General features: G+C 68.5%; 20 protein-coding genes and 2 pseudogenes. 14 read left to right on the top strand and 8 right to left on the bottom strand.

Annotated elements, in window-relative coordinates:
* Window positions 1-180 precede the first annotated feature (180 nt).
* Complete coding sequence (locus OHS17_RS32365; protein WP_330315419.1) at window positions 181-438, bottom strand: DUF6308 family protein; 258 nt, start codon at window positions 436-438, stop codon at window positions 181-183.
* Window positions 439-756: 318 nt separating this feature from the next.
* On the opposite strand from OHS17_RS32365, the gene OHS17_RS32370 reads away from it, so the two are divergent.
* From OHS17_RS32370 to OHS17_RS32380, 3 genes are all read left to right on the top strand, one after another.
* Window positions 757-969: a hypothetical protein gene (locus OHS17_RS32370; RefSeq protein ID WP_330315069.1), complete on the top strand. Its 213-nt coding sequence runs from the start codon at window positions 757-759 to the stop codon at window positions 967-969.
* A 19-nt stretch (window positions 970-988) separates the two neighbouring features.
* The gene (locus tag OHS17_RS32375; protein WP_443066160.1) at window positions 989-1717 is read left to right on the top strand and encodes a restriction endonuclease; all 729 of its coding nucleotides are present in this window, start codon (window positions 989-991) and stop codon (window positions 1715-1717) included.
* 388 nt (window positions 1718-2105) lie between these two features.
* Window positions 2106-2459 (top strand): hypothetical protein, encoded by a 354-nt coding sequence (locus OHS17_RS32380; protein ID WP_330315070.1) that lies wholly within the window; start codon window positions 2106-2108, stop codon window positions 2457-2459.
* Window positions 2460-2750: 291 nt separating this feature from the next.
* Here OHS17_RS32380 and OHS17_RS32385 read toward each other — a convergent pair whose 3' ends face one another.
* Window positions 2751-3158, bottom strand: coding sequence for a hypothetical protein (locus OHS17_RS32385; RefSeq protein ID WP_330315071.1), 408 nt, complete (start codon window positions 3156-3158; stop codon window positions 2751-2753).
* Between the two features lie 91 nt (window positions 3159-3249).
* Window positions 3250-4317 (bottom strand): tyrosine-type recombinase/integrase, encoded by a 1068-nt coding sequence (locus OHS17_RS32390; protein WP_330315072.1) that lies wholly within the window; start codon window positions 4315-4317, stop codon window positions 3250-3252.
* 267 nt (window positions 4318-4584) lie between these two features.
* Between OHS17_RS32390 and OHS17_RS32395 the strand changes: the two genes are divergently transcribed.
* Window positions 4585-5004 (top strand): hypothetical protein, encoded by a 420-nt coding sequence (locus OHS17_RS32395; RefSeq protein ID WP_330315073.1) that lies wholly within the window; start codon window positions 4585-4587, stop codon window positions 5002-5004.
* 11 nt (window positions 5005-5015) lie between these two features.
* Window positions 5016-6746, top strand: a complete 1731-nt coding sequence (locus OHS17_RS32400; RefSeq protein WP_330315074.1) for a TCP-1/cpn60 chaperonin family protein — start codon at window positions 5016-5018, stop codon at window positions 6744-6746.
* 110 nt (window positions 6747-6856) lie between these two features.
* Here OHS17_RS32400 and OHS17_RS32405 read toward each other — a convergent pair whose 3' ends face one another.
* Window positions 6857-8395, bottom strand: a complete 1539-nt coding sequence (locus OHS17_RS32405) for a transposase (protein ID WP_330315075.1) — start codon at window positions 8393-8395, stop codon at window positions 6857-6859.
* Between the two features lie 139 nt (window positions 8396-8534).
* Here OHS17_RS32405 and OHS17_RS32410 point away from each other — a divergent pair, with 139 nt between their 5' ends.
* Complete coding sequence (locus OHS17_RS32410) at window positions 8535-9005, top strand: hypothetical protein (RefSeq protein WP_330315076.1); 471 nt, start codon at window positions 8535-8537, stop codon at window positions 9003-9005.
* A 36-nt stretch (window positions 9006-9041) separates the two neighbouring features.
* A pseudogene (locus OHS17_RS32415) lies at window positions 9042-9886 on the top strand (IS5 family transposase).
* Here the strand turns inward: OHS17_RS32415 and OHS17_RS32420 are convergent.
* Window positions 9867-10970 (bottom strand): DUF4158 domain-containing protein, encoded by a 1104-nt coding sequence (locus tag OHS17_RS32420; protein ID WP_330315077.1) that lies wholly within the window; start codon window positions 10968-10970, stop codon window positions 9867-9869. The pseudogene OHS17_RS32415 and the gene OHS17_RS32420 sit on opposite strands and share 20 nt — an antisense overlap.
* Window positions 10971-11308: 338 nt before the next feature.
* A complete protein-coding gene (locus OHS17_RS32425) occupies window positions 11309-12034 on the bottom strand; it encodes a helix-turn-helix domain-containing protein (protein WP_330315078.1) in 726 nt (241 codons plus the stop codon).
* A gap of 741 nt (window positions 12035-12775) precedes the next feature.
* On the opposite strand from OHS17_RS32425, the gene ku reads away from it, so the two are divergent.
* Window positions 12776-13696: a non-homologous end joining protein Ku gene (ku, locus tag OHS17_RS32430; protein ID WP_330315079.1), complete on the top strand. Its 921-nt coding sequence runs from the start codon at window positions 12776-12778 to the stop codon at window positions 13694-13696.
* Between the two features lie 174 nt (window positions 13697-13870).
* Here the strand turns inward: ku and OHS17_RS32435 are convergent, their stop codons facing one another.
* Entirely contained in the window at window positions 13871-14401 is a 531-nt protein-coding gene (locus OHS17_RS32435) for an EF-hand domain-containing protein (protein ID WP_330315080.1), read from the bottom strand.
* A 408-nt stretch (window positions 14402-14809) separates the two neighbouring features.
* Here OHS17_RS32435 and OHS17_RS32440 point away from each other — a divergent pair, with 408 nt between their 5' ends.
* The gene (locus tag OHS17_RS32440) at window positions 14810-18271 is read left to right on the top strand and encodes a DNA polymerase III subunit alpha (RefSeq protein WP_330315081.1); all 3462 of its coding nucleotides are present in this window, start codon (window positions 14810-14812) and stop codon (window positions 18269-18271) included.
* Between the two features lie 738 nt (window positions 18272-19009).
* Window positions 19010-19467: pseudogene (locus OHS17_RS32445) on the top strand (lamin tail domain-containing protein).
* A 124-nt stretch (window positions 19468-19591) separates the two neighbouring features.
* Here the strand turns inward: OHS17_RS32445 and OHS17_RS32450 are convergent.
* On the bottom strand, window positions 19592-20230 hold the full coding sequence (locus tag OHS17_RS32450) for a hypothetical protein (protein WP_330315082.1): 639 nt from the start codon (window positions 20228-20230) through the stop codon (window positions 19592-19594).
* Between OHS17_RS32450 and OHS17_RS32455 the strand changes: the two genes are divergently transcribed.
* Genes OHS17_RS32455 through OHS17_RS32470 form a run of 4 tightly spaced genes read left to right on the top strand, consistent with a single transcriptional unit; the run spans window position 20217 to window position 23363 of the window.
* Window positions 20217-20684: a methionine adenosyltransferase gene (locus OHS17_RS32455; RefSeq protein WP_330315083.1), complete on the top strand. Its 468-nt coding sequence runs from the start codon at window positions 20217-20219 to the stop codon at window positions 20682-20684. The genes OHS17_RS32450 and OHS17_RS32455 overlap by 14 nt on opposite strands.
* Window positions 20681-21571 (top strand): hypothetical protein, encoded by an 891-nt coding sequence (locus tag OHS17_RS32460; protein ID WP_330315084.1) that lies wholly within the window; start codon window positions 20681-20683, stop codon window positions 21569-21571. The genes OHS17_RS32455 and OHS17_RS32460 overlap by 4 nt, the downstream gene beginning before the upstream one ends.
* Window positions 21568-22626 (top strand): hypothetical protein, encoded by a 1059-nt coding sequence (locus tag OHS17_RS32465; RefSeq protein WP_330315085.1) that lies wholly within the window; start codon window positions 21568-21570, stop codon window positions 22624-22626. Before OHS17_RS32460 ends, OHS17_RS32465 begins: the two co-directional genes overlap by 4 nt.
* The gene (locus OHS17_RS32470) at window positions 22623-23363 is read left to right on the top strand and encodes a coenzyme F420-0:L-glutamate ligase (RefSeq protein ID WP_330315086.1); all 741 of its coding nucleotides are present in this window, start codon (window positions 22623-22625) and stop codon (window positions 23361-23363) included. The genes OHS17_RS32465 and OHS17_RS32470 overlap by 4 nt, the downstream gene beginning before the upstream one ends.
* Window positions 23364-23641: the final 278 nt, after the last annotated feature.

The raw sequence follows: 23641 nt of genomic DNA on the forward strand, positions 1-23641 counted from the left end.
CCGACCCATCTACGAGATCTCGTAGAAAGTGCAGGTCAGACGCCCTTTGTAGCCGGTTCGAGAATGGCCACGCACTCCACATGATGCGTCATCGAAAGCACATCGACTTTGGGGGCAGTCGATCAGACTGCCAGCTCGGTGACCTCCGTATACGCCTCCCGCCCCACTCCACCCGAGAGCTCAACTCGTCGGGACCTGCCCTTGCCGTCCTTGATGCATCCAGGCGATAAGGTCGAACACGCGCAGGACGCCGATGTCCTCACCCATCCCCGCCTTGTCGCGGAGACGGGCCAACTGATCGTAGAAGGCGCCGTTGTCCGCCCGCAGGGCTGCAGCCAGCGCTGCCCAGAAGGAGTGGTCTGTCTTCGGTCGTTCAAAGAGCTGCTTGATGCGGAGGTCGTAGATGGGGATGAGGTGGGGACGCTTGCGTGCCAGCAGTTTGCCTGCGACAACCGGGCCGCTTGGGCCTCCCCGTCCTGGAAAGCCTCATTGACGCCCCCGACGGTTTCCTCGCCCAAGACGCCGCGACAAACCCGGCGCTACCCGAGCGAGTGATGGAACGGCTCATCACACGAGCTCTGCTGAGTAACGAACCAAGTCGCCTCGGGCGCTGAAGCCCTGCCTTCACCAACTCGCCCTCTGATCAAGCCAACCGATGACATTGCGTCAAATGGACGTAACCGAGCGCCATGGAGTCATCTGTGTCGGTAGACAGGGCGCTGAGGGGTCAGGCAGGGCTATTGGGGGGTTGCGAGCATGAGGTTGACGATCAATGTGGGTGTGCTGCTCGCCGTCATCGTCCTCCTCAGGCTGCGCCGCCGTACTGAGGCCCGCAGCCGCAACGACGAGAAGCTGACCGTCGTCATCGTGCTCGCCCTGGGCGTGGTCATCGCCCCCACCCCGGTGGGCGAGAGCATCCTCGACGCCCTGGGCCAGCTCGCCTCCGGCATCACCAAGTCCAGCCACTGACAACCCCGGAGCCCAGCCGATGCCCACCCGCCACCCGCGACGTCCCCGCCCCGGCACGCGACGGCCCGCACGCCGAACGCGCCAGCGCCGCCGCTACGCACGCACCCGCCGGCAGCGGCAGCGCGACCGCCAGGTCCTCGTCCTCGGCGCCGGCGTCCTGGGCGTCGCTGCACTCTGGGCCGCCGTCGCCTGGCTGGTCACCCATCTGTGGGCCGTGGTCATGCTCGGGGCGGTCGCGGTCGTGGCCGCGACCTGGTTCGTCAACCAACGCCGCCAGCGGCACGCCTGGAACCGGGTCCAGCAACAGGCACTGCGCTACGCACTGCCGCAGCTCGACGCGCTGGCCCACCGTGATTTCGAGTACGCGGTCCGGGATTTGATGCGCCGCGACGGATGTACCGACGCCCGCCAGGTCGGAGGAGCCGGCGACAACGGCGCCGACGTCCTGGCCACCGACCCCCAGGGCCGCGTCTGGGTCATCCAGTGTAAGCACCGCCGCGCCGGCGACCGTGGCTCCGCCGTCGGCACCCCCGACCTCCAGCGCGTCAACGGCACCGCCCGCCAGCTCTACGGCGCCGACATCGTCCTCGTCGTCACGAACGGGCGATTCTCCAGTCGCTGCGCACCGCTCGCCGAGCAGCTGCACATGCACCTGGCCGACCGGCGCATGCTCGCCGCCTGGGCCGCTGGGAGCCGGCCGTTGTGGGAGCTCCTGCCGAGAGTGCCGGGGCCCCGGGCAGGAAACTGACGAAGTGAACGTCCGAGTCCGGCCCCATACGTGTTGGTCCTCCCGGCCGGCGCGGGGTGTTTCGCCGCAGGACCCCGTTCCTCTTCGGGGCTGACCAGTCTCTGCCCGGTGGACCAGGGTCTTCCGCGCAATTCCTCCGGTCACATCGCCATCCGTCCTACCCTGACTACAGGGCGTACCCCTCTGCGCCTGTCCATGTCGGGAGGGCCCCATGCCAGCAGCGCCAATCGAGCAGCCGACCCCGCCGTCGTATCCACCGAAGACGCCTCCGCCGCCGAAGAAGCCGGCCTCCCCGCCTCGCCCCGAGACTGCGGACGGCGGCTCGGGCGGGCTTGTCAGGTCGGCGCGGTGTGGGGTGGTGATGCGGGGCCGGCGTGGCGCGAACTGGGTGTACGCGGCGAACCGGTGGGCGCCCAACAAGGCCAAGGAAGCTGTCCTCACTCAGCTTGCGGCGTGGGATTTCCGTCCCGGTCAGAGCGTGTTGGACGCGGTCGAGGCGGTCACGGTGCTCCTTGTCGCGACAACGGTCGCGGACCAGGGGCATCGGGTGTCCGTGCATCTGTCCGACCAGGACGGGCAGGCCTGCATCCTTGCCCTGTCCCATCATCCTGGTCTCGCCGACTTGGACGACGATGCCGGCCCGGAGGTGCTGCACCAGGTGACGGCGCACCGCTCGGTTACCGAGTGCGGGATGGACACGGGCCCGGACGGCCGCCGTGTCTGGGCCGTCGTGGATCTCTGACCCAGCCTGCCAGCGCCGACTGGAAGTCTTGGATCGGTAGACCCACGTCTTGACATGATCTCCAGCGCGGGCACGGGCGAACCGTGCTCGGTGTCTGTCCCCATCAGGAACCCCGGGGTCAACCGGCTGCGCAGGCTGGCTTCCCGGTGCGCGCTGCATCACGGGGCGCGGGTGGAGACTTGTGTGGCCCCTTGTGCAATTGGCGATGTGTGGTTTGGTGCCGGCTGTGCCTGCGTCACGTGCTTCCGTTGCGGTCCGGCCGGACCGCAACGGGTCCGGCCGGAGGGTGGATCAGATGTCGATGACCTGGTAGGCGATGGTGTAGACGCCGCCGGAGCCCTCCAGGACCCGGTACTGCGTCTCCGCGCCGAACTCGTTGCCCGTAATGGTCACCGAGCCGAGCCGGTCGTCGCTGCTGGTGCTGTCGTAGTCCCACAGCGAGAGGGTGCGGGACTCCGTCTTGCCCAGGACCAGCAGCGCGTTGCCGTTGCTCTCGTCCAGAGTGCGGCGGTAGCCGGTGCCCATGGTCTGGTAGGACGCCTTGGCGGGCCAGAGCTTCACGGCCTTGCCGCCGTTCGCCGCGATGTTGAGGTAGGCCTCGTCGTGGTCGCCCTCGCTTTCATCGCCGCAGTACAGGTCGACGAGTCGGATCTGGACGTAGTCGACCGGATCGGCCTGCGCGGCGCCCGCGGCGCCCACCAGCGAGGTGGGGGTGACGCCGAGGTGAGCCCAGAAGCCGCCAATAGTTGATCTTGGAGTCTCTGGCGGGCCGACGCCGAGACAACCCGGTTTAACCCCGTCGGCGGGCAGCAGGGTCCCGCTCGGCGACGTGTCGGGCGACTGCGTCGACGCCGGGGCGGGCGTAACGCTCCAGGGAGCGGACAGAAGCGTGGCGGGAGCGGGCCAGCAGCATCGGGGTGGAGGTGCCGCCCTCCGCGTCGTGCGTGAGCGCGGAGTGCCGCAGCCGGTGCAGGGTCCAGCCGTCCAGGTCCTCGATGTCCTCGGGTGAGGCGAGCGGGTTGGCCAGCAGCCGGGTGTTCTCCTCGAAGATCTCCTCGGCCCGCCGGTAGGAGAGCCGGGCCCGGCCGGTCTCCGGGCACACGTCGAGCGTCGGCGTCCCTGCTGGGGCCTTGCGGTCGGTGAGGAACAGTGGGCCGCGGGTGCGGCGGGCGATCAGTCGGGGCAGGAGCTGGGCGGTGCCGGACTGCCAGTGAATCCACTCCGTCGCCCCGCCCTTGGCGGTGGTCCTGCCGCGCTTGTCCTGCGGGTACAGGTCTTCCACGTTCAGGCACAGCACCTCATCGGCCCGTGCGGCGCTTTCGTAGAGGAGCTTCCAGAACGTCCTCTCCCTGAGCCCGACGTCCAGGCGCCACAGGGCGGCGATCTGGTTCTCGGCCAGGGCCTTGGTGCGGTCCGGCGGTGCCGGCCGCCGCTCGATGCCGATCGTCGGATCGTGCTCGATCCAGCCCTGGCGCTGCCACCAGCCGATCGCCTTGCGCGCGATGGACAGCTCCCGGTTGACGGTGTCGGCGTCCATCTCGTCCGCCCGCGCCGCCGCCAGTTCGGCCAGGACCTCCGGCAGCGCCGGGCCGTCGATCGCGACGACGGGGAAGACGGGCGGTTTCGCCCCCCGACGGGCGGGTCCGGTCGGCGCCGGTTCGCCGGCGAGCATCCATCCCCACGTCGTCAGCGAGATCCGGTAGATCCGCGCGGAGGACTTCGCGATGCCCGCGCCGGTGAGGTACCGCTCGACCGCCGCGGTGTACGTGGCCGGCGGGGCGGACAGGGGCACCACCCGGACACGCGGCAGACGCAACACGCCCCCCGCCCCGGGCTCGGTCACTGGTTCGATCGTCACGCCCGCCCCGCCCCCCTACCTGCTGCCGCAGTAAATGCGTACACCTCACCCCGGCGGCCGGAATCGTCCGCCGCAGGTCACGATGATCACGGTAGAGGCTCTGCCGCAGTAAATCCGGCATTTACTGCGGCAGGAGCTTCAACTCGCCGCAGCTTCTTGGTGTGGAGAGCACTCGTCCTGGCCAGTCTTCGAGTCTCGCCAGCAGACGGCCTCCAAGGTCAATACGGTGAGCTACACGAAGACAGACGGAGAAGAGCAGGGGGAGTTGTGGACCCGATCACGTTGGCAGCAGCGGCAAGTTCGGCAGTCGTGTCGGCTATGGCGACGGATACTTGGCAGAGCGTGCGCTCAGCCGTAGTGGGGCTCTGGCAAAGGCATCAGGAGTCCGGGGCGGAGACCGTTGCAGCTGAACTAGCGCAGACCCGAGAAGACGCACTTGCGGCGAGCGAGGCCGGCGAAGAGGAGACCCGCGCCGAGCTGACGGCACTCTGGCGCCGGCAGTTCCGCAGGTTCCTCGATGCCCATCCGGAGCTGCTTCCAGAGGTGGAGCGGGTGCTCAACGAGGACATCAAGCCCGCGCTCTCCCCTGAAGACCGCGCCGCAGCTGACAACATCACCATCAGTACGAACGTCCACGACCACGGCAAGGCGAATGTGCTCGGCAAGGGCACCCAGATCAACAACTGACGGGGGCTGGCATGGCGGCGGAGGACACAGCGGCCGCTGAAGCGGCGCGGATTAATTTGAAGATCGACACGAGTGACTTCGCCTCGACGAATGCGCTCGGCCAGGGCACGCAGATCAACCAGCCGAAGATCAGCATTGAGCAGATCGTCTACAACGTTGCTCTGGGGCAGACGACTCTGGTTGCGGGGCAACTTGCTGCGAGCGGCATCGACTCCGTGGACGTGCATCCGTTGGTCGTCGCTTCGGGGATCGTTGCGGCGGCCAAACACGTGCGCAGGACGCTCGGCCCGGCTGCTCGGACAGCGCGGGTACGCGGGGTCCACGGTGGAGACCTGGAGGTCTTCGATGCACGTGGCGTCGCAACAGTATTCCACCCGGAGGATGCAAGGGAGCGGCTTGGTGCTGGGATAATCCAGGACCTGGTCCAAAAGGTCAGTACGGAAGCCTCAGACGGCAGTGCGACCGCCGTGGTCCTTGCCCACGCAATGGTCCTTGCATCGATTAGGGAACTTTCGGCCGGTACGCCGGCTGCGCAAGTCGCCAGTAGTCTTCAAACTGCGGTAGTCAGAGCGCGTGAGCTTCTGGGGCAGATCGCGGTGCCCGCTCAGTCCGAGGAGCAGCTCCGTGCGGTAGTTTTCACGGCTACTAAGGACGCGCTCATCAGCGACATGATCGCACATGTGTGGAAACGCGCTGGCTCTTTGGATGCCGTCCTCCTTGAGGACAACAGCGGCACCGACTGTTCCCTGGAACTGTCGGATGGGATGAGCTTTCCGTGGGGCCTGTCGTCCGGTCGATTCATGACAAGCGAGGAGCGCGGTCAAGCGATTTTGGACGACGCGGCTCTCCTGATCATTGACGATTGGACCCCGAGCCTGAACGAGCTACTTCCTTACATCGAACGGCTCTTCCCAACAAAGAGACCACTGCTCCTGATTGCCGATCATATCCCTGACGATGTCCTGTCGATGCTCATCGTGAACGTCGAGCGCGGCAACTTCCCGTCCGCAGCAGTCAAGGCTCCCGGTTCTGAGCAGGAACGCAGGTCGCGCCTACAAGACATCGCTATTGCGACCGGCGGCCAGGTAGTAACGGCCGGATCAGACTCGGGCGTTTACGGGGAGGATCTGGACCGCTTCTTCGGCCGTGCTCGACGGGCTGTCGTAACAGCCACTTCAACGGTTCTCATCGGTACCGGCGGCGAAGGTCAGCAGGTCACACACAGAGCCCAGGAGATCAGATCTGCCATGGATCGGCTGTCCTCAGAGGACGACCGAGCGAGGCTTCGGGAGCGGTTGGCCCGGCTTGAAGGCGGAGCCGCAGTGCTGAAGATCGGTGGTTTCACCAAGCGTGAGACGGAGCACCGTATCGGCCAGGCGGAGAAGGGGCTGGCGGTTTCCCGCGCCGCTGCCGAGCGAGGACTCCTGCCAGGCGGAGGCGCCGGCTTGATGCAGCTGAGTTCTGTGGCCGAGTCCTCTCTGAATCACGGAGAACTGGACTCGCCCGGGTGGCGAATCCTTCTCGCAGCTCTTGCGGACCCTGCCCGGCAATTGTGCGAGAACTCGGGTCAGGCACCGTCGCTGGAAGAGCTGGAGATCCAAGCCAGCGTCGGTCAGTGCTTCGACCTCGTTGCGCACCGGTATGGCGACGTCGCCGCTGGCGTCGCTGATTCCGCCCGCGTCGTGGAAACCGCAATGTCGGCGGCCGTGGACACCACGATTCGATTTCTCGACCTACTCTGATGGCTGAAGACTGACGGATATCGGGTCAGTACAAGGGGTGTCCGAAGCCATAGGAGGTGGCTTCGGGCACCCTTTCGACTGTACGTCACGCGCTCATACGCTGACGGCGGTCAGGCGGCTTGGCTAAGGCCGACGGTGGTGAGGTCCTGCTCGCGCAGCGGTGTGAAGTCGACGTCGAGCTTCGGGTCGTACGCCTCCGGCTCGATGCCGAGTTCATGCGTGCTGTACTCGCCGAAGCGTTTGATGTGTTCGGTCAGGTACGGCGAGATGTGGGCCAAGTCCTCGGGGTCGATCTCCCACCCTTCTTCCAGCAGCTGGCGGACGATCTCGGCGATGTCCAGGGCGTTGTGGAAAATCACGGCGTTCGTGAGCAAAGAGTTGAATTTCATCGCCTTCTCCTGCTCGACGGGGTCGTTGTCGGCGATGACGCCCTGGTTGCCGAACCCGACCCACTGGGAGAACCGGTTGAACGACTCGACCTTGTTGGTCGCCGCGGTCACCCGCCGGCGCAGCGGTGCGTCCGTCAGATACCGCAGGAGTTGGACGGTGCGGATGACGCGGCCGACCTCGCGGAAGGCTACGTACGTGGCGTTCTTGTGCGACCCGGACCGCAGTCTCTTGAGCAGCGTCGCCGAGGAGATGGCGCCCTCGCGCACGGAGACGGCCACCCGCATCAGGTGCCGGAACTGGGACTCGATCAGGTTGAAGTCGATGACGTTCTTCCCGGCCTCGCCGAACAGGGCGTCGATGTGCACGTACTCGCTCTGCTTGCTGGGCCGGTAGAAGGTCAGGCCCTTCCAGTTCCTGATCCTGGGCATCAGGTCGAAGCCCAGCAGGTGCGCCAAGGTGAAGACAGGCAGCGACTGGCCTTGGGTGTCCGCGTGCACGGTGGTGGGCTTGACCTCGGAGGCGTTCTTGAGCAGGCCCTCAATGATGTAGACGGCCTCCCACACCCCGCACGGGATGAAGTGCGTGAACAACGCGATGTAGGTGTCCGAGATGTGGTGGTACGCGATGCCTCCCGGCTTCCCGTACCGGACGGACGTCTCGGCGAGCAGGTTGTCGAGGTAGGTGTCCATGTGCGTGCCGTCCGCGGCCACCGCGGTCCCGTCACCCCACGCCTGCGAGATGTCCAGGCGGGCGTGCGCGTTGACCAGGTCGGCGATGGCCTCGTTCAGCAGCACCAGGGAGAAGTGCCGGTTCGCCGTGTACGCCAGCTCATGCCCGCTCACGCCGGGGATGTGGCGGGCCGCCTCGTACGGGCCCATGTTGGTGCCCTTGACGAAAGTGGTGAGCACGTACCGGCCGAACGGGTCGGTGAGCTTGGGATCGTTGCCCGAGGGCGGCCCGAAGCGGCGCCACCACTCCACCCAGTACGCGGTCCGCGCGCAGATCCCGATCAGCGTGCGCTCCGGCATCCTCGCCTTGATCGCCTGCTCCAGCCGCTTCGCCGACGGCCGTTGCCCCTCCGAGCGATGCGCCTTGAGCGACGGGATGCCGGTGGCCGGGTCGATCACCAGGCTCTCGTTGTCCGGGTACCCGGCGTCCGCCGCCGCGGCGGCAGCTCGCAGCCGGTCCTCCAGCTGGCGGCGGAAGGAAGCGGCTCCGAAGCTGGCGGCCTCGCCCTCCTCGGCAAGCCCGATCTCCACCAGGTAGGCGGGCAGCTTCTCCTCGACGACCTCCCACGGCAGCAGCTGATCCGACCAGAGCGTACTTCTCGGAGCGGACCACGGCCACGTCCCCCGTGCGCAGTTCCTCGGCGAGGCAGGTGAAGACCATCGCCTCGAAGTGCTTGCGGACGAACTGCCCCGGCCTGCTCTTGTCGACCACGGCCTTCTGCCAGTTCTGCGTGGCGAAGGAGATGTCGATGCGCCTGCCGTCCTCCCCGATCGCGCTGATGTACTCGCCGCGGGCGGCCTCGTTACGCTGCGCGTGCGCGAGCGCGTCCAGCACCCGCCCGTCCTCCGAGGTGGCGGTGAACTCCAGTTTTTCGGCCAGGTCGAACATCAGCGCCCGGTCCCGGCCGATCTGCCCGTACAGCAGCACCTCCCAGAAGTTGCCGTGGTGGGCGGAGACCTTCTCGATCTGCTCGTACTGCTTGGCGAACCCGCCGAGACTCTCCACGGTCTTCGTGACCGTTCCAAGCCCGCTGGCCTGCACCAGCAGGGCCTTCATCAGGGCGAGGAAGGCCGGAGAGACCTCGCCGCTCAGACGCCGGGCGACCTCCTCGACCGACGCCTGTTCGTCCAGCCCCTTTAGGCCGTTTCTTTCAGATCATCTGATCGTTGGTCTGGTGTGTCGTTGACTGACGCCCAGTGGGCACGCATCGAGCCGTTGCTGCCGGATCGGACGCCGAGGCGGGGTGGGCGGTGGCGGGATCACCGGCAGGTGATCGACGCGATCGCGTTCAAGTACCGCACCGGGACACCGTGGATGGACCTGCCCGAGCGGTTCGGGTCGTGGAAGGGCGCCCACAACCGACTGCGAAAGTGGGCCATCGACGGCACCTGGGAGAAAGTCTTCACCGCCCTGCTGGCCCAGGCTGATGCCGAAGGTGACCTGGACTGGGTCGTCGCGGTCGACTCGACCGTCGTCCGTGCCCACCAGCACGCCGCCGGGGCCCGTCAAAAGGGGGCCCGGCCGGCGAGCCGGCAGACCATGCCCTCGGTCGATCCCGGGGTGGGCTGACCACGAAGATCCACCTGGTCGCAGATGGCGTTTGCCGACCGCTGGCGTTCGTCATCACGCCGGGCCAGGCAGGTGACGCACCCGTATTCGAGCAGGTCATGGCCCGGTTACGGGTGCCCAGACGGATCGGCCGCCCCAGGGTCACGCCGGACGCGGTCCTGGCCGACAAGGCGTATTCGTCCCGGGCGATCCGCCTCCATCTTCGACAGCGGAGGATCCGGACGGTGATCCCGCAGCCGGCGGACCAGGCAGCCAACCGCAAGCGGCGCGGTCGGCTCGGCGGCCGTCCCCCGGCCTTCGACCGCGAGACCTACAAGCAGCGCAACACCGTCGAGCGGTGCATCAACAAGCTCAAGCAATGGCGCGGTTTGGCCACTCGGTACGACAAGACCGCAACCATCTACCTGGCCGGACTGCACCTCGCCGCCATCTTCATCTGGTCGGCGAGGTGATCCGAAAGAAACGGCCTAGTGCGGCCACGGCCTCGGCGGTCATCTCGGCGGCCTTCGCGAGCGCGGCCTGAGCCGGGCCGCCGTCGTCGATGTCCTTGAGCACGCTGCGGTAGTTGCCGATCAGCGCCTCGGTCATCTCCCGCTCGGCGAGCCGGATCTTTTCCAGCTCCTCCTTCGCCTTCTTGGCCTTCGTCGCGATCCGCTTGCAGAACATCAGCGCCAGCTCGTCACGGACCCGCATCCTCGACTTGTGCGCCAGGCACGCCATCAGCGCGACCCGCTTGACCGGCACGTACGCCTTCAGCTCGGAGGCGTCCGCTGCGTCCGCCTCCCCGGCGAAGTCCGTGACCTTCCGCGAGGCGACACCGTCCATCCACACCTCGGTGTCGCCCAGCGCGTCCACCCAGTCCAGATGCGTGATCAGCCGCTTGAAGTGCGACCAGGTCGGGCTCTGCGCAGACTTCTTCAACCGGTTGTACTGCGTGGTGCCGTCCGCGTCGCGTTCCTCCAGCAGCCGCAGCAGCCTCGCTCGCTCGACCGCACTCATCCGGTCATGGATGCCCGTGCAGATCGACGAGTTCACCTCTTTGCGGACTGTCGAGGCCATCGCGTCGAGCGTGGAGAACGCCGGCAGCTCCAGCCCGGCCCCCACCACCTTCTCCAACGCGATGTTGATCAGGTCTGCCGGGCGGTTCTTCGCCGCGGCCTCCTTCCGGATCGATCCCTCCCCGATCCGGCGGGCCTCGGCCTGGTCATACGTCGCCCCCACCCGGCGGCGCACCTCCGTACGCTGCCGCTCGGCCGTCCGACCCGTCTCCCACAACGGCGCGGTCCCCTCCGGCAGCTCCACCGCGCGGCGGACGAAGTCGACCACCATCTCCGGGTACTCGTCCGGCTTCGGGAACCGGCCCATCCGCTGATACGACTTCAGCGCCAGCAGCAGCGCGAGCTGATGGCCGTCGGAATCCATCCGCTCAGCCGCCCACGCCGCCTCCTCCCGGGTCGGCGCGAAGAACAGATACAGCTCATGCGCGGTGATCAGCCGCTTGAACCGCGGATACGCGGTCCGTTCGATCGAGGTCACAGCCCACCCCGGCCCAGACGATGGTCAACATCACCACCAACGACACTGAGCTGAATGGGTGACGGCCGACAATGGCCGAAGCCCAAGATCAACTACTGGCGGCTTCTGCGCTTACCTCGGCGATCCCCCAGGTGAGGCCGAGTGCGCCTGTGAGGGCGAAGGTGGTCAGCCGTCGGATGGTCATGTTGTCCCCCTGGTCTCAGGATTTTGCCGGTCCCCCGACCGGCTCGAGGAACAGACTGCCGAAGCCGCTGCCCGCCGTTCTACGCGCGTTCCGCTGAGCGGAACCCGCGCGAAAGGGGAAGCAGTTGCCTGACGGGCTCATAGGTGACGCTGAGTCAGTAGTGCAGGACCGGAGGCAGGCAGGGCGAGGGGGTGCCTGCACGGGCGAGGGCCGCTGTGACGGCCGCGGCCGCCAGCGCCGCCTCGTGGGCCGCCCGCTGCAGCCCTTGTGCGGATAACGTCATGACGGCGATCGCGGCAATGGTCCGCTCGTCGCGCCCCCGCACCGGAAGCGCCGCGCAGCACACCCCGTCCATCACCTCCGAGCACTCCAGCACCGCCCCCGCCAGCCGGCCCCCGGAACCGGCCCCGCCCCGAGCGCTGAGCACCTGGCCGGCCGCAGTGTCCAACAGGAAGCTCATCCCGTTTCGCACCGGCACCAGCGGCTCCACCTCGCCCGGCACGGATGCCACAGTCAGGGCCCGGCCATCGTGCAGGACGGTCAGCAGGGCACTGGCCCCGGTGACCGCCCGCAGCCGGTGCAGCGGGTGGCGAGCCGCCACTCGTAAGCCGGGATGCGGCTCCCAGACCTGCCCGAGGCGGTAGAGCTGCGAGCCGACACGGTAACGGCTGCCCCGCCGCTCCACGGCGCCCACCAGAAGCAGCTGCTCCAACAGCCGGTGCGCGCTCCCTTTCGGCAGGGCGCAGGCAGCGGCGATGTCAGTGAGCCCTGCCTCCCCGCCGCACCTGCGCAATGCGTCCAGGAGCGCGAAAGCCCCCTCGGTTACGCCCCGTCCGCGGTTTGTACCCCGCTCCCGTTCCCCGCCCCCGTCTCGCGACATCTCTCCCCCTGTCGGTCACCGCGCCGTGCCCCTGCGCACGGCCGCCGAGAGAGAATGCCTGAGCTGCGTGGCAGGGGCGTACCCCGCCACGCTCGAAGGTGACTCACAGCACACCGGCCGCCGCTGCTCGTGGGACGAGGGGAGCGTGGAAGGGCTCGAGAGCTTGGTGAGGCTGGGCGACGGCGCGGCTCCATGGCCCGGTCGGGATCCGGCCAGGGTGGCGGGGCGCGGTGCCGACATGGCCTTGCGGGTGTTCGCCGACAATCGATGTGGGAGCGCTGCTCGCCGTCCTTTTTCGACTCTGCCGTCGTACCGGGGCCCGCAGCCGCGCCGAGGAGAAGCTGTCGTCATCATGGTGCTCGCCGTGGATGTGGCCATCGCCCTTCCCGGCGGGCGGGAGCATCTTGGACTTCTAGGGCAGGCCCGGCTGATGATCAGGGTCAGCGGCTGGTAGAACCCCGCCCATGCTCTCGGGCGGGGCCGTTTCCCCGCGCTCTCGCCGTCCGCATCGCTCTGGCCGAGGATCGATGGCCCGTGCCCTACCACTGCACGTACTGGTGGGATTCCACTGCTATTCGAACCGCAAGCGACTGCTGACAAGCGCAGGCCCGGGCGGGATTTGGGATGCGGCGGTCCGTGCGCGGCGCGAGGATCGAGATGCGGATGGCGGCCGCTGGGCGATGTGTCCGGCGCGCGGCCTGTTGCTGTCTCTGACCGCCGGAGGGCTGGAGGTGTGTGCGTATGCCGCGGCCGCTTTGGTCGGGTGCGATCAGCTTTGGGCTGGTTACGATCCCCACGAAGATCATCAGTGCGAGGGAGGATCACTCGATCCATTTCCGGCGGGTGCACCTGAAGGACATGGGCCGGGTCCGTACGCGCAAGATCTGCGAGCTCGATGAGAAGGAGCTGTCGCAGGAGGAGATCGGCACGGGCTACGAGGTCTCCAAGGACGAGGTCGTGCCGGTGACGGACCGCGAGCTGCAGGAGATGCCGCTGCCCACCGCCAAGGCTATTGAGATCGTCGCGTTCGTCGATGCCGACACCATCGACCCGGTACGGATCGGCGAGAGCTACTACCTTGGCGCGGACGGCCAGGTCGCTGCCAAGCCCTACACGCTCCTGCGCAAGGCCCTGGAGCGCTCCGCGAAGGTTGCCATCGCGAAATGGGCGTGGCACGGCCGTGAGCGGCTGGGGCTCCTGCAGGTGAAGGGAGGTGCGATCGTGCTGCACGCGATGCACTGGCCCGACGAGGTCCGCAGCCCCGAATCCCTCGTGCCGAAGCCGGTGGAGCTGGACGAGGCGGAGATCGAGCAGGCCGTCCAGCTCGCCGAGTCCATGACCACCGACGACATCGCCCAGTTCCGGGAGCACTACCGCGACGCCCTGGAAGAGCTCATCGAGGCGAAGTCCGAGGGCAAGGAGCGGCCCGCCCCGCCCGAAGCGGGCGGGGTGGGGGAGTCCGGCAAGGTCATGGACCTGATGGCCGCTCTGAACGCCTCCGTCACCGCGGCGAAGGAGAAGCGGGGCGGGAGTGGGGAGGGCGGCACCGTTCACGAGATCCGGCCTCGCAGGAAGAGCCCCGCGAAGAAGCCGGCTGCCAAGAAGACCGCGACGAAGAAGATCATGGCCTCGAAGCCCGAGAGGAAGCGCTCCGCGTCCTGAACGAACATCGGCGGGCGGCAGAGCAAGGGACCACAAGGCCCCGCCGCCCGGCGGTGCAGTGCGGGGTCAGCGGCAGGGCAGTGCCTTCTGAGCGTTCAGTCATCTGTTTGCAGGCGGGAGAGCGCATACAGAACAAGGCCCTTATGAAGTCGTCGCCTGCGCCGGCGCGGGTGCTCAGCTGGCTGGTGCTGCAACCAGGTGATCCGCGATGCCTGCCTTGTCCGGCCGGTAGTAGTCCTTGATTGCCTCGGTCCAAGCAGGTACCGAGGCATGCTCCGTGCCGGCAGGTTCCAGGGCGTCGAAGAGGGCGTGGATGTTGTGCGGGGCGAAGCCGATGGCCTTCATGACGGCGACGAAGGTAGGTCGTTCGACCATTCCGTCCCCGTCCGGGTCCGCGACCGCAGTGAGGGCGTCGGCGAATTCGGTGACCGCTGCGGAGAAATGCTCCGGTGTGAGGACGATGTCCTGGAACTCGGCCCAGTCGACGCGGCCGTCACGGTTGGTGTCCAGTTCTGCGGCCAGTGTCTGCCAGTAGGTCCGGAAGGCATTCACCATCGCTTCGTGCCTGCCTGCGTCGGCTTCCGGAACTGACGCCACGACTCTTTCCGCCATGAGCTCGAAGTCGTCCGCTTCGATGACTCCGTTCCCATCTGCGTCGAACAACGTGAATACCAGCTGGACCCGTGCGATCGCTTCTTTCCGCATGGACATCTCGCTTCTTCCGGTTCAGATGTTGCACTGCGCACCCTAGAAGGGGGTGCATCCCGACCTCGGTGTAATGCCGGGCGTTCATGCGAAGGAGTGGCCCGCACCAGCTTTGCGGGCATACAGAGCCCCGCTCGGCATTGGCCGACGGCGGGTTGTCGCGAGGGCCTGGCCGCCCCCCGGCCATGGCTGCGAGGGGCTCTCGGATCCCAGCGCCTCCCTGGTGAGTGAGCACCTCTGCGTGGCCGCCCGACCGGTGCGCGCACGGAACGTCTGTCACTTTCGGTGATGCTTACGGCATAAAAGTGCTGCAGCCCACCAAGGTCGCATGTTCGATTTATGTTCGAGTACTGTGAGGGTCTAGCAGGATGTTTGAGTCCTTTTGGGGGTTATGGGTCGGAGGATGTGATGAGTGGCGGAGTGCATCTGCATGTCGCCAGCGGCTACTCGGCCCGCTATGGCGCCTCCCATCCCCATGACCTCGTCGCCCGTGCTGCCGAGAGGGGAATCAGGACACTCGCTCTGACCGACCGGGACACCGTCACCGGCACGGTCCGCTTCGCGAAGGCCGCCGCAGCGGCCGGCGTCCAGCCCGTCTTCGGTGTCGACATCGCGGTCGCCCCAAACACCCCCGAACCCGCCATGCGACGGAGACGGGCCCCGGTCCGCGGGGGAGCGCACGTCCCGCAGGCGCCACTGCGGATCACCCTCCTCGCGCAGGACACGACGGGCTGGGGACGGCTGTGCCATCTGGTGTCCGCCGCCCACGCCGACGCCGCACCCGGAGCGCCGCCGGTCGTACCGTGGCCGGTGCTGCACGCGCACGCCGGCCAGGGTCTGACCATGCTGCTCGGACCGGCATCGCAACCCGTGCGGGCCCTGTCGGCCGGCCGCCCGGACATAGCCGAGCAGCTCCTGGCCCCGTGGCGTGAGGTGGCCGGGGCGAATCTGCGCCTGGAAATCCTGTGGTGGGGGCTGCCCGGGCTCGGGCCCGGATCGCTCCGGCTGGCAGCTCACACCCTGGGCCTGGCGGACCGGCTCGGGATCCGGGCCGTACTGACCAACGCCGTCCGCTACGCCGACCCCGCCCAGCACCGGATCGCCGACGTCCTGGACTCCGCCCGGCTGCTGCGCCCCATCGACCGGCGCCGTCTGGACTGCGGAGAGCGCTGGCTGAAGGATCCGGAAGCGATGGCCGCGGCCGCCGAGGCGATCTGCCGTGCCGCGGGCGCAGGGCAGGGGCGGGCGGCCGCCCTTCTCGCCGAGACCGCCCGGACCGGTGAGCAGTGCGTGATCGATCCGGTCACGGGCCTCGGGCTGGGACGCCCGCACTTTCCCGAGCCGTCAGTAGTCGGCGCCGACCCGGGGGAGGACGGGGCGATGCGGCTGCTGAAGCAGCGGTGCGAGGCAGGGATGATTGCCCGCGGCCTGGACCGCGACCCGGAGGCGATGGGGCAGCTCGACTACGAGCTCGGCATCATCGGCCGGCTGCGCTACGAACCCTATTTCCTGGCAGTGGCCCAAGTGGTCTCGGACGTGCGCAACATGGGCATCCGGGTCGCCGCCCGCGGTTCCGGCGCCGGGTCCATGGTCAACCACGCCCTGTTCGTCGCCACAGCCAACCCGCTCGAGCACCGGCTCCTGTTCGAACGGTTCCTCTCCGAGCGGCGCGCCTCACTGCCCGACATCGACATCGACGTCGAATCCGCCCGCAGGCTCGAGGTGTACGACCGCATCATCGAACGCTTCGGCACCGACCGGGTCGCGGTCACCGGCATGCCCGAGACCTACCGAGCCCGGCACGCCCTGCGGGATGCCGGCCTCGCTCTGGGCATGGCCCCACCTGTCGTCGACAAGGTCGCCAAGGCGTTTCCGCACATCAGGGCCTGCGACATCCGTGACGCGCTCGGCACGCTGCCCGAACTGCGGCACCTGGCTGCCGACGCCGCCTCCTACGGGCCTCTGTGGGAGCTCGCCGAATGCCTCGACAAGCTGCCGCGCGGCATCGCCATGCACCCCTGCGGCGTGATCCTGTCCAACAGCACTCTGCTGGAGCGGCTGCCGGTACAGCCCACCCCGGGCGGCTACCCGATGGTCCAGGCGGACAAGGAGGACGTCGAGGACCTGGGCCTGCTCAAGCTCGACGTGCTGGGGGTGCGGATGCAGTCGGCGATGGCGCATGCCGTCGCCGAGATCCGCCGCACCACAGGCCGGCAGATCGACCTCGACAACCCCGACCATGTCCCCCTGGACGACCAGTTCGCCTTCGCCCTCATCCAGGACTCCGACACGGTCGGCATGTTCCAGCTGGAATCACCCGGCCAGCAGGACCTCGTCGGCCGGCTCCAGCCCCGCGACCCGCAGGACGTCATCGCCGACATCAGTCTCTTCCGTCCCGGCCCGGTCCAGGGCGGCATGCCCGCCCTCTACATCGCCGCCCGCCACGGCGCCGCCCCCACCTACCCCCACCCCGACCTCGAACCCGTCCTGAGCGACACCTACGGCGTGACGATCTGGCACGAACAGATCATCGACATCCTCGCCGTGATGACCGGCTGCGACCGCGCCCTGGCCGAAGTCGCCCGCCGCGCCCTCGCCGACGAACAACGCCTTCCGAAACTCGAGGCATGGTTCCGCCAGGAAGCCGGCGCCCGCGGCTACGACACCGGGGTACTGGACGAGGTATGGGAGACCGTCGCGAGCTTCGGTGCCTACGGGTTCTGCCGCGCCCACGCCGTAGCGTTCGCCGTCCCCGCCCTGCAGTCCGCCTGGCTCAAGGCCCACCACCCAGCAGCCCTGTACGCCGGCCTGCTCGAACACGACCCCGGCATGTGGCCGCCTCGCGTGATCGTCGCCGACGCCCGCAGACACCACGTGCCCGTCCTGCCCGTCGACATCAACCGCTCCCGCCCCTCCCACACCGTGGAGGAAACCCCGGCCGGATGGGGCGTGCGGCTGTCGCTGTCCTCGGTGAAAGGCATCAGTGAGGACCAGGTCGCGCGGATCACGGCCGGGCAGCCCTACCACTCCCTTCAGGACTTCTGGCACAGAGCCCGCCCGGCGCTGCCCATCGCCGAACGCCTCATCCAGATAGGCGCCGTGGACCCGCTGAAGGAGAACCTGAGCCGCCGCGACCTGCTGCTGCAGGTCGCCGAACTCCACCGCGCCACCCACAGCCGCCCCGGAACCGGGCAGCTCCCACTCGACGACACCCTCCTCACAGCCGGACCCTCCGGACTGCGGGAAATGACCAGCCGCGAAATCATGAACGCCGAACTCGGCGTCCTGAAGATCGACGTCTCCCAGCACCTGATGACCCACCACCACCGCCTCCTGCGCGAAATCGGCGCCACCGACGCCGCCCACCTCAAGAAAATGCACCCCGGCCAGCAGGTCTTGGTCGCCGGCGTCCGCGCATCCACCCAGACACCCCCCATCCCCTCCGGCAAACGCGTCATCTTCGTCACCCTCGAGGACGGCTACGGCCTCGTCGACATCGCCTTCTTCGAGGACAGCCACAACGACTGCGCCCACACGATCTTCCACAACGGACTGCTCCTGGTCCGTGGCACCATCGAAGCCCGCGGGCCCCGCCGGACCGTCGTCGGGAACATGGTCTGGGACCTCGAGGAACTCGCCGAGGCCCGCCGTGACCACGGTCTCCAGAAGGTGCTCGACCTTCTCGGCCACACTGCCCCTGCACCCACTCCCGCCCAGGCCGTCCCCTCCGAGGTCCGACCTGCGGCCCGGACACTGCCCAATGGCACCGCCGGTGCGAAACTGCACCCCTACGCCGACCTCCAGCCCGCCGGTACCCGCTCTGCCGACCTCACTCGCCTCGGTCACACCAGTCCCGGTTCGCCAGGCTGACACCGCTATCAGGCCACGCCACGGCTCCGTCCCACCCCCATGAATTCGGCGGCCCGACAGCTGCCAACAGGCTTACCCCCTCCCGGCCACCTCATGGTGCGCGACAGACGCAGTGAGTGACTCCTGCACGAGTACGGTGCAGCGATCTTCGCGAAGACAAGGGGCGCCCAGCGGCCCCGGTGTGCGGATTCGGCCGGCGGATTCGGCTCCCTTGGTTCAGGCGGATCCTCAGCTCAAAGCCGACAGTCGAAAGGCCGCCTTGGCCGGCTCGAATCCCTCGTCGCGTGCAGTTTCGCCACGATCCGGCCCTCGGTCCCCGCGGCAGGGGCGTGATGACTTCCCAAGCCTCGCAATCACGTTCGCCACATGCGTGCGAGATGAGGTCCTATATGCGGGGAAACGCGTAGATCAACCATTACCAAATTCGCGCCGACCGTTCGGGTGGTGCGCCGGTTGGCGCCTCGGAATGTGCGCCGGCGTAAGGAAGGGCTTTCTGTTGAGGGTTGAACGGGTGGATGTAGCAGTCAGTGAATGTCAGGGCCACGCTCATTCCCTATGCATGCCGGATGCAGCCGACAGTTACGGAAATGTCCCTGATGTGTAACCAGGTGCGAAAGCTCTTCGCTGACCGGCCCAATGGCCGCACCGTTCTGGCTCTCGGCCCATGACGGGCCGGGACCCATCGCGCCGACCAGCACGAATGAGCTGGTCGGCGGACTGCTCTGAGGGGACATCACCTTGTCTGCTTCTTCGGCTTCCCGCCGCATCGCCGCGACCGTCCTCACGGCCGGTGCACTCCTCTCGGCTGTCGCCCTGCCGGCCACCGCCCAGGACCACGACCGCAACCGCCACCAGGCCCGCGTGGTCATCAGCGACATCCAGGCCGACAGCCCCGGCCGCGACAACGGCTCCAACCGGTCGCTGAACCGGGAATGGGTCGAGATCACGAACCAGAGCCGCCACGGGGTGAACCTCGACGGCTGGACCCTGCGCGACAGCGACGGTCACCGCTACCGCTTCGACGACGTCCGTCTCTCCGGCCGAGCGACCGTCCGCATCCACACCGGCGTCGGCCGCGACACCCGCACCGACCTGTACCAGGCCCGCGGAACAACTACGCCGACACCGCGACCCTCCGTGACAACCGGGGCCGCACGGTCGACTCCGAGTCCTGGGGCCGCGGACACCGCCGCTGATCCCAGGCCCACAACTCTCGCAGGGGTGGCTGCTACGCGGGCGCCGCAGCCCCCCCCACTGAGCCTGCTGTGTGTGGCGCCCAAAAGTGCCATACACAGCAGGCCTTCGAGCCAGAGCGCTGGTTCAGTTCACGTCGATGTAGTCGACGGGAGAAATGGCGGCGCCGGTGGTGTGCCAGCCGCCGAAGTTCCACCGCCAGTAACCATCGGCCGACGCTGTCACCGTCGTCTTCAGCGATCCCGTCGAGCTGGACTTCACCGTCTTCACGGTGGAGTAGGCCGCGGCACCCTTCTTGCGGAACTGGAGCTGGACGGATGCCTCGGCAACACCCGTGTACTTGCGCTTGACCCAGTCGGCGCGAGTGAGGGTACCGGTGACTGTGAGGGTTCTGCCCTTCTTGACCGGCTCCGGAGCAGCGTTCACGATGGCTTTCGCCCACCGCCTGACCTGCACACCTCCGAAAACCGTCTTGATCTCCTCCGCCTTGATCTCGGCGTGGGGGCCGTAGAGCCTGGTGACGACGCCGATCTTCCAGGTTGTGGCGTCGCCGTTCGAGCGCATCTGATCCGGCCAGAACCGCATGACGGCGGTGCAGTCCGCGATTCTGTCAGTCACTGCGTGGCACAGGGCGTCGGTGACATACGGCCCGTTGTACTGGGCGCCCTTGGTGGCCGAGGTGCCGTTATAGAGATACGGCGTCGCCTCATAGGTTCCGGGGTGGGCCGTGGACGACCCCGAAGGCAGGTTGATGCGGAAAGACATAGGGACGACCTGCTCGTTCGTCGTACCCACGACGACGGGCTTGTCGGCCATCGACTACGGCGAGGACGGACTCGTCGGCCGCGGCAACGCCCGGTCCGGTCTGATCACGCCGGGCCAGCAGGCCGGCAACGAGGCCCTGTTCGGGAAAAACCCCGCCTACCACGTCGGGAAGGTCGGCGGCTGGCTCGTCGACGAGGCCGCCCGTGCGCTGGCCGAGAAGACCGGAGCCCCGTGCCGCGTCGCGGTGATGTGGCGCAACGGCGACCCCTACCCCGAACCGGCCTCCCTCGACATCGCGGCCGCGCACACCGACCCGGCGCACGCCGACGTGGTCCGCGAGGTGCTCCAGCGCACGGACTGGGTGCCCGACCTCGTCGAGCACCAGCGCTACCGGCCCGCCCTGCTGCCGGTGCCCGAACTGCTGGCCGAACTCGACGCACCGACGCTGTCATGACCCGGGCCGCCGTGACGACCGGCCACCTCACCGCCACGCTGAAACTCCCGCCGGGGCTGGACACGGGCCCGGCCGTCACGGCGGCCGACCGGCTCCCCGGCGGCTGGCACCCCACCCCACCACCGGCCGCCGGACTCCACGACAGCCCGGTGCTCACCGTGTCCGACACCGGCCCCGAGCCGGCCGTCCGCGTCCACGGGCAGACCGTGCACCTGAACCTTCCCCACCAAGCCGCCCGCACCTCGACCCTCGCGTACGTCACCTACACCGCGATGGAACGAGCCCGCCAGCAGCGGCAAATGCTCACCCTCCACGCCAACGCCGCAGTCACACCGAGCGGACGGGGCATCCTCCTGCTGGGGAACAAGGGCGCGGGCAAGACCAGCGTGGGCCTTGCCCTCGGCGCGAGGGGCTGGACACACGCTGGCGACGACCTGGCCGTCCTGGCCGAAGCCGGGCCGGACCTGCTGCTCCTGCCCGGGAAGCCGACCGCTGCGGTCCGCCCGGACGACCCCGGCCTGTGGCAGGCCCCGAAGCCGCTCGTCGCTCTGGCCCCGTTCCTCCGCACGCCGGTGCGGCTCGCGGGCGTCATCCGCCTGACCGTCCACCCCGCCGTCCCCCACCCGCTGATCACCGACGCCACCCCGTTCTCCGCGAACGAGCAGCTGCGCCTCCACGAAGCGCTGGCCCGCTACATCAGCGGGCTCCCCACCCCCCTGACCGGCCCCGCTGGCGCCCCGTACGGGGCGGTCTGGCCACTGGACGATCCGGCGCTCGCCCGCTGGCGCACCCACCTCATCGGCCGTCTTGAACAGCACCCGTACAGCTACCTGTACGCCCCCGACCCGCAGACCGCCGCCGACCTGATCACCACGAGGTACCCATGAGCCCGTCCCGCACCGCCGCGATCCTTCCCAGCCGCAACGAACCCTCGACGATCTTCACCGTCACCACCGCCGTCGACCACGCCCTGCGCGACGAGCACGCCGTGATCATCCACGCCGACTCATCTGACACCCCCGACACAGCGACACAGTTCGCGGCCACGCCCACCCGGGCGGCCAAGTCCGGGCTGGCCGGACTGCCACGCGGCAAGGGCGCGCAGATCCTGGCCGCCCTCCGACGGCCGGAGTTCACCGACGCCGAGGTGGCACTGATCGCGGACACCGACACCCGCAACCCGGACCCGGCCGTCTACCGCGCGCTCCTGGACCAGGTCCACGCCGGCGCAGCCCTCGCCATCGCCGACTACCCCCGGCACTGGGACGAGGCCAATCTGACCAACCACGTGGCCCGGCCCCTGATCGCCGCCACCACCGGGCTCGACGTCCCGCAGCCGCTCGCCGGAGACCTCGCCGTCTCCCGCCAGGCGCTCAACGCCGCCCAGGAGGCCGCAGCAGAACTGCCGGACGAACTCGCGCAATGCGTCCGCGGGTACGGGATCGACGCATTCCTGCTGCTGGCCGCCGCCACGACCGGACCGGTCGCCTCCGTGCGGTTCGAGGAGCCCAAGGCCCACGCCGGGTCCTTCGACCACCTCCCGGCGATCTTCCACCAGGCCGTTCCGGTCCTGCTGCACCTGACCGCGACAGGGCCGCTCCCACCCGCACCGGCCCGCACGGGCGCGCCCGTGTACCGGGCGACCGACCGCACCCTGCCGCCCGGCCGTGTCCGGTCCATGGTCACCGCGCTCACCGACCTCGGCACGGGGCCCGCCGGATACGATGGTGGGCCCTGGCCGGCGCACCTTGCCGGTGCCTGGCGGGCCGTCGCCTCCGGTACGCCACCGATCGAAGCAGCCGGCCGACTGTGGCCTTCCTACCTGCACCGCGTCTGCGACTGGCTCACCACCGCGCAGCACGCCTCCCCCCAGCACCGGGCCCAGATCCTCACCACCGTCCACGACCGCCTTCGTACCGACCTTGCGACAGGAGCACCATGACCACCGCACCGCCCCCCACCTCCGCGTTCTCATCGTTCTCCCTGGAACCCTTTCCCGAACTCCAGCCCGGCGACGACCTCGCTGGCGCGATCTCCGAGGTCCTTGCCAGTACCGGCACCGAACTGCTGGACGGAGACGTCGTGGTGGTCGCCAGCAAGGTCGTTTCGATCGCCGAGAAGCGCTACGTCAACCTGGCCGACGTGACGCCCTCCGCCGAAGCCGTCGATCTGTCAGCGCGTACGGGCAAGCCGGCTGCTGTGGTCCAGCTCATCCTGGACCACTCCACCGAGCACTTTCTCGCCACCGAACGCGGCCCGATCATCGCCCGCCACACCCTCGGCCACCAGCTCACCTCCGCCGGAATCGATCGCGCCGGCACTGATGGCGCCTGGCTGCTTCCCGAGGAGCCCGACGCTTCCGCCCGTGCCCTGCGCGACGCTCTGGTCGCGGAGACCGGGGCGGAGATCGCGGTGGTCATCGCCGACTCCGACGGCCGCGCCGACCGCCGGGGCGCCACGTGTATCTCCATCGGCGCTGCCGGAACAGCCCCCCTGCGGGTTACCGAGCACGGCGGGAAGCGGCAGGAGGAGACGTTCACCGACATGCTCGCCGCCGCAGCCGGAATCATCCTCGGTCAGCGGGGCCGCGGAGCCCCCGTCGTCGTCCTGCGGGGCATCGGCTACACCCCCTCGGACGAAGGGGTGACGACAATGCTCCACCACAGCCCTGCTGGGTAGCGCTACGAACGGACTGTTGTCCTCCAGACTGCCGCAGTCACTCGTCGAGAGCCCCGTGGCCAGGCGACCGTGTGCCTGCCCGGAGCCAGCGCATGATGGGCTGGAGAAACGGCGTCCCTCCGACGTCATCACACGGGACCCCACCCTCATCCGCCCCGGTCGGACGAGGACGGTGTCATCTGCCATGTGGAGTCCGGACGGAGCGGACGGCATCTTGGTCGCGCGGTTAAGGCAGCTCGTCGCGTCAGCGGGCCAGGCACGGTCGGTACAGCCAGCGG

Origin of the sequence: Streptomyces sp. NBC_00523 (genome assembly GCF_036346615.1) — a bacterium.
Lineage (GTDB): Bacteria > Actinomycetota > Actinomycetes > Streptomycetales > Streptomycetaceae > Streptomyces.